The 14,049-nt window shown below is 60.5% G+C and carries 14 protein-coding genes; 11 read left to right on the top strand and 3 right to left on the bottom strand.

Annotation, left to right across the window (positions count from 1 at the left end; genetic code table 11):
* The 8 genes from JN524_RS15620 (at position 1) to JN524_RS15585 (ending at position 8,828) form a co-directional block, all read left to right on the top strand.
* Complete coding sequence (locus JN524_RS15620; RefSeq protein ID WP_041074932.1) at positions 1 to 708, top strand: SPOR domain-containing protein; 708 nt, start codon at positions 1 to 3, stop codon at positions 706 to 708.
* 289 nt (positions 709 to 997) lie between these two features.
* Complete coding sequence (gene hslV, locus JN524_RS15615; protein WP_007968352.1) at positions 998 to 1,528, top strand: ATP-dependent protease subunit HslV; 531 nt, start codon at positions 998 to 1,000, stop codon at positions 1,526 to 1,528.
* A 55-nt stretch (positions 1,529 to 1,583) separates the two neighbouring features.
* A complete protein-coding gene (gene hslU / locus JN524_RS15610; protein WP_007968354.1) occupies positions 1,584 to 2,921 on the top strand; it encodes an ATP-dependent protease ATPase subunit HslU in 1,338 nt (445 codons plus the stop codon).
* Positions 2,922 to 3,046: 125 nt separating this feature from the next.
* Positions 3,047 to 3,424 carry a gamma-butyrobetaine hydroxylase-like domain-containing protein gene (locus tag JN524_RS15605; protein ID WP_202369906.1) on the top strand — a complete coding sequence of 126 codons (378 nt, stop codon included), beginning with the start codon at positions 3,047 to 3,049 and terminating at the stop codon, positions 3,422 to 3,424.
* A gap of 257 nt (positions 3,425 to 3,681) precedes the next feature.
* Complete coding sequence (gene phaC / locus JN524_RS15600; protein ID WP_202369905.1) at positions 3,682 to 5,361, top strand: class II poly(R)-hydroxyalkanoic acid synthase; 1,680 nt, start codon at positions 3,682 to 3,684, stop codon at positions 5,359 to 5,361.
* A gap of 139 nt (positions 5,362 to 5,500) precedes the next feature.
* The gene (phaZ, locus tag JN524_RS15595) at positions 5,501 to 6,355 is read left to right on the top strand and encodes a poly(3-hydroxyalkanoate) depolymerase (RefSeq protein ID WP_027611303.1); all 855 of its coding nucleotides are present in this window, start codon (positions 5,501 to 5,503) and stop codon (positions 6,353 to 6,355) included.
* 139 nt (positions 6,356 to 6,494) lie between these two features.
* Entirely contained in the window at positions 6,495 to 8,177 is a 1,683-nt protein-coding gene (gene phaC, locus JN524_RS15590; protein ID WP_202369904.1) for a class II poly(R)-hydroxyalkanoic acid synthase, read from the top strand.
* Between the two features lie 30 nt (positions 8,178 to 8,207).
* On the top strand, positions 8,208 to 8,828 hold the full coding sequence (locus JN524_RS15585; RefSeq protein WP_103520650.1) for a TetR/AcrR family transcriptional regulator: 621 nt from the start codon (positions 8,208 to 8,210) through the stop codon (positions 8,826 to 8,828).
* Between the two features lie 257 nt (positions 8,829 to 9,085).
* On the opposite strand, the gene JN524_RS15580 is transcribed toward JN524_RS15585, so the two are convergent.
* From JN524_RS15580 to JN524_RS15570, 3 genes are all read right to left on the bottom strand, one after another.
* Positions 9,086 to 9,985: a phasin family protein gene (locus JN524_RS15580; RefSeq protein WP_202369903.1), complete on the bottom strand. Its 900-nt coding sequence runs from the start codon at positions 9,983 to 9,985 to the stop codon at positions 9,086 to 9,088.
* Positions 9,986 to 9,995: 10 nt separating this feature from the next.
* Positions 9,996 to 10,418 carry a phasin family protein gene (locus JN524_RS15575; RefSeq protein WP_202369902.1) on the bottom strand — a complete coding sequence of 141 codons (423 nt, stop codon included), beginning with the start codon at positions 10,416 to 10,418 and terminating at the stop codon, positions 9,996 to 9,998.
* 205 nt (positions 10,419 to 10,623) lie between these two features.
* Complete coding sequence (locus tag JN524_RS15570; protein WP_003220859.1) at positions 10,624 to 10,899, bottom strand: polyhydroxyalkanoic acid system family protein; 276 nt, start codon at positions 10,897 to 10,899, stop codon at positions 10,624 to 10,626.
* Positions 10,900 to 11,053: 154 nt separating this feature from the next.
* Here JN524_RS15570 and ubiE point away from each other — a divergent pair, with 154 nt between their 5' ends.
* The 3 genes from ubiE to ubiB are packed head-to-tail and all read left to right on the top strand — an operon-like array spanning position 11,054 to position 14,048.
* Complete coding sequence (gene ubiE, locus JN524_RS15565; protein ID WP_007961779.1) at positions 11,054 to 11,824, top strand: bifunctional demethylmenaquinone methyltransferase/2-methoxy-6-polyprenyl-1,4-benzoquinol methylase UbiE; 771 nt, start codon at positions 11,054 to 11,056, stop codon at positions 11,822 to 11,824.
* Positions 11,824 to 12,447, top strand: coding sequence for a ubiquinone biosynthesis accessory factor UbiJ (locus tag JN524_RS15560; protein WP_003220855.1), 624 nt, complete (start codon positions 11,824 to 11,826; stop codon positions 12,445 to 12,447). Before ubiE ends, JN524_RS15560 begins: the two co-directional genes overlap by 1 nt.
* Positions 12,444 to 14,048, top strand: coding sequence for a ubiquinone biosynthesis regulatory protein kinase UbiB (gene ubiB, locus JN524_RS15555; RefSeq protein WP_202369901.1), 1,605 nt, complete (start codon positions 12,444 to 12,446; stop codon positions 14,046 to 14,048). The genes JN524_RS15560 and ubiB overlap by 4 nt, the downstream gene beginning before the upstream one ends.
* The last annotated feature ends 1 nt before the right edge of the window (position 14,049 follow it).

The following is a 14,049-nucleotide window of genomic DNA, read 5'->3' as shown; positions in this document are numbered from 1 at the left end:
TTGGCTGCCAAGAAAAAACCTGCACCCAAGCGTGGCGCCAGCCGTTACCAAGCTCCTGCAAAGCAACCGATTCCGGGCTGGCTGTGGATGGCCATCGGCCTGACGGTCGGTGCGTTCATCGTGTTCCTGATGAAACTGGAGCCGGGCAAGGGCAGCGACACGGTCAAGCGCGAGAAAGTCGAGCAGGCGCAACAGCAGAAAGCGTCGAAGATCGCCGAGGCCAACAAGACTCCGCCGAGCCCGACGCAACCGGTGAAGCCGAAGTACGACTTCTACACCTTGCTGCCGGAATCGGAAGTGATCGTGCCGCCGGATGCCGTGCCGGAGAAAACCCTGCCGACACCACAAGTGCCGACCACGCCGGTGACCCCGGCGGAAGCGGCGAAGATCGACACCGCACGGGCGCAGGCTGCGCTGTCAGGTATTACCCCGCCGCCAGCGCCGCCGGTGGCGAAAGCTGCGCCAGTGACCAAGTTCTTCCTCCAGGCCGGTTCGTTCCGCAAAGAGGCGGACGCGGACAAAGTGCGAGCGCAGATCATTCTGCTCGGCCAGGCCGTTTCGGTTGAGTCGGGCACAGTGAAGGATGAAACCTGGTACCGCGTATTGGTCGGCCCGTTCAGCAATCGCGAGCAACTGACCACTGCGCAGAAACAACTGGCCGGCAGCGGCTTCAGCAACCTGTTGTTACAACAACGCCAGAGCCGCTGATTGCCCCCCCGTGGGCAGCCTCATTCCGAGGCTGCCCACAATCCCTGTGGTGAGGGGATTCATCCCCGACCGGCTGCGCAGCAGTCGTAAATCCAGCCTTCGCGGTGTGTCATTCCTACTGCAATTGCTGGATTCAGGGCCGCTTCGCGCCCCATCGGGGATAAATCCCCTCGCTACAGTCATCACACACCATTCGTCTCCCATTGCCTCGGCCGGTTGAAATCCTCTCCAGCACCCCCATATGAATGGGCATAAGGCATTTTCGCCCCGCTGCGTGGAGACTCTTCCCTTGACCACCATCGTTTCAGTCCGCCGCCACGGCAAAGTCGTCATGGGCGGCGACGGCCAGGTTTCTCTCGGCAACACCGTGATGAAAGGCAACGCGAAGAAAGTTCGTCGCCTGTACCACGGCCAGGTCATCGCCGGTTTCGCCGGTGCCACCGCCGACGCCTTCACCCTGTTCGAACGTTTCGAAGGCCAGCTCGAGAAACATCAGGGCCACCTGATCCGCGCCGCTGTCGAACTCGCCAAAGAATGGCGCACCGACCGCTCCTTGAGCCGACTCGAAGCGATGCTCGCGGTCGCCAACAAGGACGCCTCGCTGATCATCACCGGCAACGGTGACGTGGTCGAACCCGAAGACGGCCTGATCGCCATGGGTTCCGGCGGCGCCTACGCGCAAGCTGCGGCCAGCGCGCTGCTGAAAAAGACCGACCTGTCGGCCCGTGAGATCGTCGAAACTGCCCTCGGTATCGCCGGCGACATCTGTGTATTCACCAACCACACCCAGACCATTGAGGAGCAGGATCTCGCTGAATAAGCCTGACGCGGCCTAAGTGCCACGGCTTGTTTCTGCTTGAGGACCGTCAATTACTATGTCCATGACTCCCCGCGAAATCGTCCACGAACTCAACCGCCATATCATCGGCCAGGACGATGCCAAGCGCGCCGTCGCGATTGCCCTGCGCAACCGCTGGCGCCGCATGCAGCTGCCTGAAGAGCTGCGCGTTGAAGTGACCCCGAAAAACATCCTGATGATCGGCCCGACCGGTGTCGGTAAAACCGAGATCGCCCGTCGTCTGGCGAAACTGGCCAACGCGCCGTTCATCAAGGTCGAAGCGACCAAATTCACTGAAGTCGGCTACGTTGGCCGCGACGTCGAATCGATCATCCGTGATCTGGCCGACGCCGCGATCAAGATGCTCCGCGAGCAGGAAATGACTCGCGTGCGCCACCGCGCCGAAGACGCTGCCGAGGACCGTATCCTCGACGCGCTGCTGCCGCCGGCACGCATGGGCTTCAGCAATGAAGAAGCACCGAGCAGCGATTCCAATACTCGCCAACTGTTCCGCAAGCGCCTGCGCGAAGGCCAGCTGGACGACAAGGAAATCGAGATCGAAGTCGCTGAAGTGGCCGGCATCGAAATCGCCACGCCGCCTGGCATGGAAGAAATGACCAGCCAGCTGCAGAACCTGTTCGCCAACATGGGCAAGGGCAAGAAGAAAGCTCGCAAGCTCAAGGTCAAAGAAGCGCTGAAACTGGTGCGCGACGAAGAGGCCGGGCGTCTGGTCAACGAAGAAGAGTTGAAGGCCAAGGCGCTGGAAGCGGTCGAGCAACACGGCATCGTGTTCATCGACGAAATCGACAAGGTCGCCAAGCGCGGCAATGTCGGCGGCGCCGATGTCTCTCGTGAAGGCGTACAGCGCGACCTGCTGCCGCTGATCGAAGGATGCACCGTCAATACCAAACTGGGCATGGTCAAGACCGACCACATCCTGTTCATCGCCTCCGGTGCGTTCCACCTGAGCAAGCCGAGCGATCTGGTGCCGGAGCTGCAAGGCCGTCTGCCGATCCGTGTCGAGCTCAAGGCGCTGAGCCCGGAAGACTTCGAGCGCATCCTCAGCGAGCCGCACGCTTCGCTCACCGAGCAATACTGCGCACTGCTGAAAACCGAAGGCCTGAACATCCAGTTCCAGCCGGAAGGCATCAAGCGTCTGGCGGAGATCGCCTGGCAGGTCAACGAAAAGACCGAGAACATCGGCGCCCGTCGTCTGCATACGCTGCTTGAGCGCCTGCTGGAAGAGGTGTCGTTCAGTGCCGGCGACCTGGCCAGCGCGCATGACGACAAGCCGATCCTGATCGACGCTGCGTACGTCAACAGCCACCTGGGCGAATTGGCGCAGAACGAAGACCTGTCCCGTTATATCCTGTAGGTCACCTTCTCTGTAGGAGCTGCCGCAGGCTGCGATCTTTTGATTTTGATTTATAAAAGACAAGATCAAAAGATCGCAGCCTGCGGCAGCTCTTACAGGGGCTCATCACAGTCGGATGACCTGCAATGACTACTATCCCCACCGACATCAAACTGCACAAAGCCTCGAAAACCCTGACGCTCACCTACGCGTCCGGCGAGGAATACACCCTGCCCGCCGAATTCCTGCGCGTGCATTCCCCTTCCGCCGAGGTCCAGGGCCACGGCAAACCGATCCTGCAATTCGGCAAGCTCAATGTCGGCCTCAGCGGCCTGGAACCGGCCGGTCAGTACGCACTGAAACTGACCTTCGACGACGGTCACGACAGCGGTCTGTTCACCTGGGATTATCTCTACGAGCTGGGGCGACGTCATGACGCACTCTGGGCCGATTATCTGGCCGAACTCAAAGCGGCCGGGAAAACCCGCGATCCGGACCAGTCAATCGTCAAGCTGATGCTCTAGTCCGAGACTCTTGCTCTTTAGAGGGCATTTTCTAAATTCATCTGTTTGAATGCTCTGCTGTGTGGCCGAGGATCGGCCTGCTTGCGAAAAAAATTAAACTCGGGTAACCAATGGAGCTGGCAAGTTCCCTGCAGTGCTCTACGACTGTAAAGCAGCTATGCAGAATTAACGGTCACCCGAGCAGTAGTACCTGGCATTGGCTGTGGAACTGCACAGCAGAAACCGGGTACTCGTCTCAGGACAATGGAGCGTCGTAGATGAGTAACAAGAATAACGATGACCTGAAGTACCAAGCCTCGGAAAACACCCTGGGGCTTAATCCCGTCGTTGGGCTGCGCGGAAAGGATCTGCTGGCCTCTGCTCGAATGGTGCTGACCCAGGCCATCAAACAACCGATCCATAGCGTCAAGCACGTGACCCATTTCGGTCTCGAACTGAAGAACGTGCTGTTCGGCAAATCCGAACTGCAACCGGCCAGCGATGACCGTCGCTTCGCTGATCCGGCGTGGAGTCAGAACCCGCTCTACAAACGTTATCTGCAAACTTACCTGGCGTGGCGCAAGGAGCTCCATTCCTGGATCGACGACAGCAGCCTGTCACCCAAAGACATCGCGCGCGGCCACTTCGTGATCAACCTGATGACCGAAGCCATGGCCCCGACCAACACCGCCGCCAACCCGGCAGCAGTCAAACGCTTCTTCGAGACCGGTGGCAAAAGCCTGCTCGACGGCCTCTCGCATCTGGCCAAGGATCTGGTACACAACGGCGGCATGCCGAGCCAGGTCAACATGGGCGCGTTCGAAGTCGGCAAGAGCCTCGGCGTGACCGAAGGCGCGGTGGTGTTTCGCAACGACGTGCTGGAGCTGATCCAGTACAAGCCGATCACCGAGCAAGTCCACGAGCGTCCACTGCTCGTGGTGCCGCCACAGATCAACAAGTTCTACGTTTTCGATTTGAGCCCGGACAAGAGTCTCGCGCGCTTCTGCCTGCGCAATAACGTGCAGACTTTCATCGTCAGTTGGCGCAACCCGACCAAGGCCCAGCGCGAGTGGGGCCTGTCGACCTACATCGATGCGCTCAAGGAAGCAGTCGACGTGGTCACGGCAATCACCGGCAGCAAAGACGTGAATATGCTCGGCGCCTGCTCCGGTGGCATCACCTGCACAGCCCTGCTCGGCCACTATGCCGCCCTCGGCGAAAAGAAGGTCAACGCCCTGACCCTGCTGGTCAGCGTCCTCGACACCACTCTGGACAGCGACGTCGCCCTGTTCGTCGACGAGCAGACCCTCGAGACCGCCAAGCGCCACTCGTATCAGGCCGGCGTGCTCGAAGGCAAAGACATGGCCAAGGTCTTCGCGTGGATGCGCCCCAACGACCTGATCTGGAACTACTGGGTCAACAACTACCTGCTCGGCAACGAGCCGCCGGTGTTCGACATCCTGTTCTGGAACAACGACACCACCCGGTTGCCGGCGGCGTTTCACGGCGACCTGATCGAGATGTTCAAAAACAACCCACTGATTCGCCCCAATGCACTGGAAGTGTGCGGCACGCCGATCGACCTCAAGCAGGTCACAGCCGACATTTTCTCGCTGGCCGGTACCAACGACCACATCACCCCGTGGAAGTCCTGCTACAAGTCGGCGCAGCTGTTTGGCGGCAAGGTCGAGTTCGTGCTGTCGAGCAGCGGGCACATCCAGAGCATCCTGAACCCGCCAGGCAACCCGAAGTCGCGCTACATGACCAGCGAAGGCATGGCCGCCAATGCCGACGACTGGCAAGAAAACTCTACCAAGCACACCGATTCCTGGTGGCTGTACTGGCAGGCGTGGCAGGCTGAACGCTCGGGCAATCTGAAAAAGGCACCACTGAAACTGGGCAACAAGGCGTATCCGGCAGGCGAGGCCTCGCCGGGCACCTACGTTCACGAGCGGTAACTGAAACCTCGCCCCCCCTGTAGGAGCTGCCGCAGGCTGCGATCTTTTGATCTTGTTTTTAGAATCAAAGTCAAAAGATCGCAGCCTGCGGCAGCTCCTACAGTGGGGCGGGGATGAATTAATCCACAGGGCCTGAAGCATGCCGCAACCGTTCATTTTTCGTACCGTCGATCTGGATGGGCAGACCCTCCGCACCGCGGTACGCCCCGGCAAGCCTCATTTGACGCCCTTGCTGATTTTCAATGGCATCGGCGCCAACCTGGAGCTGGTGTTTCCGTTCGTCGCGGCGTTGGACCCGGATCTGGAAGTGATCGCCTTCGACGTACCCGGTGTCGGCGGCTCGTCGACGCCCAACCGGCCTTATCGCTTTCCCGGGCTGGCGAAGCTGACGGCGCGGATGCTCGACTACCTCGACTACGGTCAGGTCAACGTGATCGGCGTGTCGTGGGGCGGCGCGCTGGCGCAGCAATTCGCCCACGACTATCCCGAACGCTGCAAGAAACTGGTGCTGGCGGCAACCGCGGCCGGCGCCTTCATGGTGCCGGGCAAGCCGAAAGTGTTGTGGATGATGGCCAGCCCACGCCGTTACATCCAGCCATCGCACGTGATCCGCATTGCGCCGTTGATCTATGGCGGCTCGTTCCGCCGCGACCCGACGCTGGCCGCCAGCCATGCGGCGAAAGTGCGTTCGGCGGGCAAGCTCGGTTACTACTGGCAGCTGTTCGCCGGCCTCGGCTGGACCAGCATTCACTGGCTGCACAAGATCCATCAGCCGACCCTGGTGCTGGCCGGCGACGACGATCCACTGATCCCGCTGATCAACATGCGCATGCTCGCCTGGCGCATCCCCAACGCCCAGCTGCACATCATCGACGACGGTCATTTGTTCCTGATCACCCGCGCCGAAGCCGTGGCGCCGATCATCATGAAATTCCTTGAGGAGGAACGGCAGCGCGCCGTGATGCACCCGCATCCGACCCCGCTGGGCGGATAAATCACCGCGGCAGGCTTTATGCAGGGTTTTGAACGAAGTGCGCGGCAGGACGCCGCGCAGGCAGCAACCCGTAACAGCGACTATGGTGTTCTGGTTCGGTGAGTTTGTTTTTGACCTGAAGACGAAGGAGTGTTGAGTCATGCGCGACAAACCTGCGACGGGCGTAGTGCCCAGTCCCGCCGTGTTCATCAATGCACAAAGTGCAATGACCGGCCTGCGTGGGCGGGACTTGCTCTCGACCTTGCGCAGCGTCGCCGCCCACGGTCTGCGCAACCCGCTCCACAGTGCGAAACACGCCTTGAAACTCGGCGGCCAGCTCGGTCGCGTGCTGCTCGGTGAAACCCTGCACCCGACCAACCCGCAGGACGCGCGGTTCGCCGACCCGGCGTGGAGCCTCAATCCGTTCTACCGGCGCAGCCTGCAGGCGTATCTGGCCTGGCAGGAACAGGTCAAGAGCTGGATCGATGAAAGCAGCATGAGCGAGGACGACCGCGCCCGCGCGCACTTCGCGTTCACCTTGCTCAACGATGCCGTCGCGCCCTCCAATACCTTGCTCAATCCGCTGGCGGTCAAGGAGCTGTTCAATTCCGGCGGCCAGAGTCTGGTGCGCGGCCTGAGCCATCTGTTCGATGATCTGCTGCACAACGATGGCCTGCCGCGTCAGGTCACCAAGCAGGCTTTCGAAGTCGGCAAGACCGTCGCCACCACCACCGGTGCGGTGGTGTTTCGCAACGAGATGCTCGAGCTGATCCAGTACAAGCCGATGAGCGAAAAGCAGTACGCCAAGCCGCTGCTGGTGGTGCCGCCGCAAATCAACAAGTACTACATTTTCGATCTCAGCCCGCACAACAGCTTCGTCCAGTACGCGCTGAAAAACGGCCTGCAGACCTTCATGATCAGTTGGCGCAACCCGGACGTACGCCACCGGGAATGGGGCCTGTCGACCTACGTCGAAGCGGTGGAAGAAGCGATGAACATCTGCCGGGCGATCACCGGCGCGCGCGAGGTCAACCTGATGGGCGCCTGCGCCGGTGGCCTGACCATTGCCGCGCTGCAGGGGCATCTGCAGGCCAAACGGCAGCTGCGGCGAATCTCCAGTGCGACCTATCTGGTCAGCCTGCTCGACAGCGAGATCGAAACCCCGACCACCCTGTTCGCCGACGAACAGACCATCGAAGCTGCCAAGCGCCGTTCCTATCAGAGAGGCGTGCTGGACGGTCGCGACATGGCCAAGGTGTTCGCCTGGATGCGGCCCAACGATTTGATCTGGAGTTACTTCGTCAATAACTACCTGCTCGGCAAGGAGCCGCCAGCCTTCGACATCCTCTACTGGAACAATGACAACACGCGCCTGCCCGCCGCGTTCCACGGTGACCTGCTGGACTTCTTCAAACACAACCCGCTGACCCACCCGGGCGGGCTGGAAGTCTGCGGCACGCCGATCGATCTGCAGAAAGTCACCGTCGACAGCTTCAGCGTGGCCGGCATGAACGACCACATCACGCCGTGGGACGCGGTGTACCGCTCGACCCTGCTGCTCGGTGGCGAGCGACGTTTCGTACTGTCCAACAGTGGGCACGTGCAGAGCATCCTCAACCCGCCGAGCAACCCGAAAGCCAATTACGTCGAGAACGGCAAGCTGAGCAGCGATCCGCGCGCGTGGTATTACGACGCCAAACGCGTCGACGGCAGTTGGTGGCCGCAGTGGCTGGAGTGGATACAGCAGCGCTCCGGCACGCAGCACGAAACCACGTTTACCCTCGGCAACCCGAATTATCCACCGATGGAGGCAGCACCCGGCACCTACGTGCATGTGCGCTGACGCTTAACCGAACTTTTCTAAGAAGACTGGATGAAAACCCGCGACCGGATTCTCGAATGTGCCCTGCAACTGTTCAACGAAAAGGGTGAGCCCAACGTCTCCACCATGGAAGTTGCCAACGAAATGGGGATCAGCCCCGGCAACCTCTACTACCACTTCCACGGCAAGGAGCCGTTGATTCTGGGCCTGTTCGAACGTTTCCAGAACGAACTGGCGCCGCTGCTCGATCCGCCATCGGATGCCGAACTGGCGCCGGAGGATTACTGGCTGTTTCTGCACCTGATCGTCGAGCGCCTGGCGCAGTACCGGTTTCTGTTCCAGGACCTGTCGAACCTCGCCGGGCGCCTGCCGAAACTGGCCAAGGGCATTCGCAACCTGCTCAACGCGCTCAAGCGCACGCTGGCGTCCTTGCTTGCGCGGTTGAAGGCTTCGGGACAACTGGTCAGTGACACCCAGGCGTTGGGGCAACTGGTGGAACAGATCACCATGACCCTGCTGTTTTCGTTGGACTATCAACGGATTCTCGATCGAGAGGGTGAGGTCAAACTGGTGGTGTACCAGATCATGATGCTGGTGGCGCCGCATTTGTTGCCGCCGGTGAAGGTGGCGACGGAGCGGATGGCCCTGCAATACCTCGAAGATCACGAATGAAATCAAGAGCCCCTCACCCTAACCCTCTCCCAGAGGGAGAGGGGACTGACCTTATTGTCTTACGCGATACGGCGACCTGAAAAATCCAGTCGATTAGGGATTCAATACGACACTTTCAGGTCGGTGTAAGGCTGAAGCATCCCCGAATCGGCCCCCTCTCCCTCGGGGAGAGGGCTGGGGTGAGGGTAAGCTTTTAAAAAGCACAAACAAAAACGCCCGACCTTCACAGGCCGGGCGTTTTGTTTTGCCCTGAAAAATCAGGACTGACTGGTTGGCGTCGACGGGGTCGATGCAGCAGTCGGGGTGGCTACCGGAGTCGGTGCAGCGGCGGAGTTCGACGCGCTGGCCGGGGTTGCCGGGGTAGCTGGCTTGGCTGCTGCGGGTGCAGCTGGCTTCGGAGCAGCAGCCTTCGGCGCGGCCGGTTTTTTCACTGCCGGTTTTTTCGCCGCAGCCGGTTTGGCCGCAGGCTTGGCAGCAGGTTTGGCGGCAGCGGTTTTCGCTGCTGGTTTGGCCGCGGACTTGGCCGCAGGTTTCGCAGCCGCTTTGGCAGCAACCGGTTTCGCGGCAGCCTTGGCGGCTGGTTTGGCAGCGGCCGTTTTAGCAGCAGGCTTGGCGGCAACGGTTTTTGCCGCTGGCTTGGCCGCAGCTTTGGCAGCTGGTTTCGCAGCCGCTTTCGCCAATGGCTTGGCGGCGGTTTTGGCTGCCGGTTTGGCCGCTGCGGTTTTCGCCGCGACCGGTTGCGTTTTCAGACCGGTGAGTTTCTCGATCTGCTTGGTCAGTGTTTCGACCTTGCTGTGCAGCGCCTTGACTTCATTGCGGCTAGGCACACCCAGGCGCGAAATCGCGCTGTTCAGGCGCTTGTCGAAAGCCCCTTCCAGCTCGTCCCACTTGCCCAGTGCGCGATCTTTCACGCCGCTGATACGCGACTTGGCCGAAGAAGCGGAATCCTTGGCGGCATCGACTTTCTTGCCGACTGCAGACTTGGTGAGCTTCTCGGCTTTCTCGCCGTCTTTGACCAATGTATCGAAGAGCTTGCTGCCGTCAGTGTCGATCTTCGAGTACACGCCTAAACCAGCCAGCCAGATTTTGCGGGAGTAGTCTTCGACTTTCCCAATCCACGAGCTGCCTTCTTTATCGGTGTTCTTTTTACCAGCCATCCCGTTCTCCTTAAGATTTACGCGCGACGCGTTCGAGCAATGCCGTCAGCTCATCGAGCTTAGCAGAGAGTGTCTCAACGTCATGTTTAGACGGAATGCCGATACGATTCAAGGCGCTTGCTACACGGGAGTCGAACGCCTTCTCGACCTTGTCGAGCTGAACTTCGACGCGACCTTTGAACGAGCTGACTTCGCCCTTGGCTTCATCGATCTCGGCATTGGCGGCTTCGAGTTTTTCGGTGACGACTTTTTTGCCTTTCTTTTCAACAGTTTGACCAGCCTTGATCAACTCCTGAAAGTACTCGCTGCCCTCTTGGCCGACCTTGGCGTAGGCACCCAGGCCTGCCAGCCAGATCTTGCGGGCATAGGATTTGACGTCGCTCAGAGCAGAAGTCGAAGCGTCGATTTTTTTCTTCAGAATTACTTTGGCCATGGTGCACCTCACGCGCAGAAGGTTTGAGGAACTGCCCGCAAAGGTGTCGGGCTCAGGCACAAAGTAGGGAGAAAAATTAGAAACGGCACCCTAACAACTGACATAAATGAGGGGTGCCTGAATGAAAAGATCGCAGCCTTCGGCAGCTCCTACAGGGGCACACATTCCCCTGTAGGAGCTGCCGAAGGCTGCGATCTTTTGATGTTCAGACCAGCGCCTTGTCCAGCGCCTTCTCGATCTCGGCTTTGATCATGCCGCTCATGGCCGACATCATGATGCCCAGTTCCACGTCGACACGGATCGAATCGTCGGCCACATGCACCGCGCCTTTCACGCCCGAGCGTTTGAGGTTCAGGGTGTCACCCGACCACTGCGGCTCCAGGCCATATTGATCGGAGAGTTTCTGCGCCAGCTTGTCGGCCTTCTCGCGGGCGGCTTCCTTGCCCAGGCTGTGGGCACGCTCAACACTGATTTTGGCCATCGAATGACTCCTGCTTGATGAATGGGTGACGGTAAATCTTGACCGCGTCTGCGGCAAATCGTCCCGAAGGTCGCCCATCTTACCTTTAGCCATTCCAAGACAAAGCATGGCTTGGGGATTAGAATGTCGCGCATTCTCTTTTGGTGACAGCGATATGACTGATCAGCGCAAAGGCAGCGATGCCGAACCCACCACTCACTTCGGCTTCAAAAACGTTCCGGAAAGCCAGAAAGCGGAAAAAGTCGCTGAGGTGTTCCACTCCGTAGCCGCGAAGTACGACCTGATGAACGACCTTCTGTCGGGCGGCATGCACCGTCTGTGGAAGCGTTTCGCGATCGAACTGTCCGGTGTGCGTGCAGGCAACCGCGTGCTCGATATCGCCGGCGGTACCGGTGACCTGACCAAGAAATTCTCGCACCTGGTTGGCCCGACCGGTCAGGTGGTACTGGCCGACATCAACGAATCGATGCTCAAGGTCGGCCGTGACCGTCTGCTGGACCTGGGTGTGTCGGGCAACGTCGAATTCGTTCAGGCGGACGCGGAAAAACTGCCGTTCCCGGACAACCACTTCGACTGCGTGACCATCGCTTTCGGCCTGCGCAATGTGACGCACAAAGAAGACGCCCTGCGCTCGATGCTGCGCGTGCTCAAGCCCGGTGGCCGTCTGCTGGTGCTGGAATTCTCCAAGCCGACCAACGCGCTGATGTCGAAAGCCTACGACGCTTACTCGTTCGCCTTCATGCCGCTGATGGGCAAGCTGATCACCAACGACTCGGAAAGCTATCGCTACCTGGCCGAATCGATCCGCATGCACCCGAATCAGGAAACCCTGAAGTCGATGATGGTCGACGCCGGTTTCGACCGCGTGACCTATCACAACATGACCGCAGGCATCGTCGCCCTGCACCGCGGCATCAAGCCCTGATGTTACTCACCGGGCTGCTCGCCAGCGTCGAACTCGGCCTCAACCGGGTGCTGCGTCTCGACAGCACGGCGCTGCCGCGGCTGGCGCATCTGACCGGCAAAGTAATTGCCGTCGATTGCCGCAGCCCGGCGCTGCAACTGTTCATCCTGCCCAGCGATGAAGGCCTGATGCTCGCCTCGCATTGGGAAACCGGCGTCGACTGCACCCTGCGCGCCCCGGCGTCGAGCCTGGTGAAACTGGCCGTGAGCAAAGACAAGACCGCGGTGCTGCACGCCCCGGAGGTCGAGCTCGACGGTGACAGCGGCGTGCTGCTGGAACTGGCCGGGGTGCTGCAGGACCTCGAGCTGGACTGGGAGTACGAACTTTCACGCTGGCTCGGCCCGGTCGCCACGCAACTGATTGGCGGTCACCTGCGCAGCCGCGCACGCTGGTATCAACAAGGATTTGCCAGCCTCAACCAGAACCTCGCCGAATACCTCGCCGAAGAATCGCGCACCCTCGTCGGGCAGCGCGAAGCCGAAGCGCGGTTCAGCGAACTGGACCGGATCAAACTTGATCTGGAACGTCTCGAGGCGCGCTTCGAGCGCCTTTCCCGATCCCTCGACCCAAGCGATAACGCATGAAGCTGCTTGCCGTCCGCCGTCTGTTGCGCATCCAGCGCGTCGTGATCCGCTACCGCCTCGATGACCTGCTGTTCGAGCTGCCGCTGCCCTGGTTTCTCCTGGCGCTGCGCTATGTGCTACCGTGGCGCTGGTTCCCGCGCAAGCCGCTGGAGCTGAGCCGTGGCGCGCGCCTGCGCCTGGCGCTGCAGGATCTGGGGCCGATCTTCATCAAGTTCGGACAGATTCTCTCGACCCGCCGCGACCTGCTGCCGGAAGACATCGCCGATGAGCTGATGCTGCTGCAGGACCGCGTGCCGCCGTTCGATTCGCAGCTGTCGGTCAAACTGATCGAAGAGCAGCTGGGCAAGAAGATCAGCGAAGTGTTCAGCCGTTTCGACGTCGAACCGCTGGCCTCGGCCTCGGTGGCGCAGGTGCATGCCGCACAACTGAAGACCGGCGAAGAAGTGGTGGTCAAGGTGATCCGTCCGGGCCTGAAACCGGTGATCGCCCAGGATCTGGCGTGGCTGTTCATCCTCGCCCGCGCCGCCGAAAAAGTCTCCGCCGACGCCCGCCTGCTGCACCCGGTGGACGTGGTGCAGGACTACGAAAAAACCATCTACGACGAACTCGACCTGCTGCGCGAGGCGGCCAACGCCAGCCAGTTGAAGCGCAACTTCGAAGGCTCGCCGCTGCTTTACGTGCCGCAAGTCTATTGGGACTGGTGCCGGCCGAAAGTGCTGGTGATGGAGCGCATCTACGGGATTCAGGTGACGGATCTGGCGACCCTCGCCGACCAGCGCACCGACATGAAAATGCTCGCCGAGCGCGGCGTGGAGATCTTTTTCACCCAGGTGTTCCGCGACAGTTTCTTCCACGCCGACATGCACCCGGGCAACATCTTCGTCAGCACCGTCAATCCGTGGAGCCCGCAGTACATCGCGATCGACTGCGGCATCGTCGGCAGCCTGACCCCGGAAGACCAGGACTACCTGGCGCGCAACCTGTTCGCCTTCTTCAAGCGTGACTACCGCCGCGTGGCGCAATTGCACATCGACTCGGGCTGGGTGCCGGCGGAAACCAAGCTCAACGAATTCGAAGCGGCGATCCGCACCGTGTGCGAGCCGATCTTCGAAAAACCGTTAAAAGATATTTCATTTGGCCAGGTGCTGATGCGTCTGTTCCAGACCGCGCGACGCTTCAATATGGAAGTGCAGCCGCAACTTGTGCTGCTGCAAAAGACCCTGCTGAACATCGAAGGCCTCGGCCGTCAGCTGTACCCGGATCTGGATCTGTGGAACACCGCGCAGCCGTTCCTCGAGCGCTGGATGCGCGAGCGCGTCAGCCCGAAAGCCTTGCTCGGCAACGTGCAGAGCCAGTTCGAACAGCTGCCGCACCTGGCCAACATGGCTCGCGATCTGCTCGAACGCATGTCGCAACCGCACGCCTACGACCCGCCGCCACCGTGGCACAAACGCAAGGACGACTGGTTCCTACGCCTGCTCGGTTGCGCGCATCTGGCGGGCGGGACGATCCTCGCCGCCGGTGGCCCACTGCACGAACTGGGGCATTGGCCGGCGGGCATCATGGTGGCAGTCGGCTTGTATCTGGTCGTTCGCCGATAGC

Origin of the sequence: Pseudomonas sp. MWU318, assembly GCF_016756945.1 — a bacterium.
Taxonomy (GTDB): Bacteria; Pseudomonadota; Gammaproteobacteria; order Pseudomonadales; family Pseudomonadaceae; genus Aquipseudomonas; species Aquipseudomonas putida_A.
The sequence above is the reverse complement of the archived record's forward strand: the minus strand, read 5'-3'. Positions and strand labels throughout refer to the sequence as shown.

Excerpts from the sequence above, each read along its gene's own strand:
- hslU (WP_007968354.1), top strand. The coding sequence starts at position 1,584 with ATGTCCATGACTCCCCGCGAAATCGTCCACGAACTCAACCGCCATATC.
- JN524_RS15605 (WP_202369906.1), top strand. The coding sequence starts at position 3,047 with ATGACTACTATCCCCACCGACATCAAACTGCACAAAGCCTCGAAAACC.
- phaC (WP_202369905.1), top strand. The coding sequence starts at position 3,682 with ATGAGTAACAAGAATAACGATGACCTGAAGTACCAAGCCTCGGAAAAC.
- phaZ (WP_027611303.1), top strand. The coding sequence starts at position 5,501 with ATGCCGCAACCGTTCATTTTTCGTACCGTCGATCTGGATGGGCAGACC.
- phaC (WP_202369904.1), top strand. The coding sequence starts at position 6,495 with ATGCGCGACAAACCTGCGACGGGCGTAGTGCCCAGTCCCGCCGTGTTC.
- JN524_RS15585 (WP_103520650.1), top strand. The coding sequence starts at position 8,208 with ATGAAAACCCGCGACCGGATTCTCGAATGTGCCCTGCAACTGTTCAAC.
- JN524_RS15580 (WP_202369903.1), bottom strand. The coding sequence starts at position 9,985 with ATGGCTGGTAAAAAGAACACCGATAAAGAAGGCAGCTCGTGGATTGGG.
- JN524_RS15575 (WP_202369902.1), bottom strand. The coding sequence starts at position 10,418 with ATGGCCAAAGTAATTCTGAAGAAAAAAATCGACGCTTCGACTTCTGCT.
- JN524_RS15570 (WP_003220859.1), bottom strand. The coding sequence starts at position 10,899 with ATGGCCAAAATCAGTGTTGAGCGTGCCCACAGCCTGGGCAAGGAAGCC.
- ubiE (WP_007961779.1), top strand. The coding sequence starts at position 11,054 with ATGACTGATCAGCGCAAAGGCAGCGATGCCGAACCCACCACTCACTTC.
- JN524_RS15560 (WP_003220855.1), top strand. The coding sequence starts at position 11,824 with ATGTTACTCACCGGGCTGCTCGCCAGCGTCGAACTCGGCCTCAACCGG.
- ubiB (WP_202369901.1), top strand. The coding sequence starts at position 12,444 with ATGAAGCTGCTTGCCGTCCGCCGTCTGTTGCGCATCCAGCGCGTCGTG.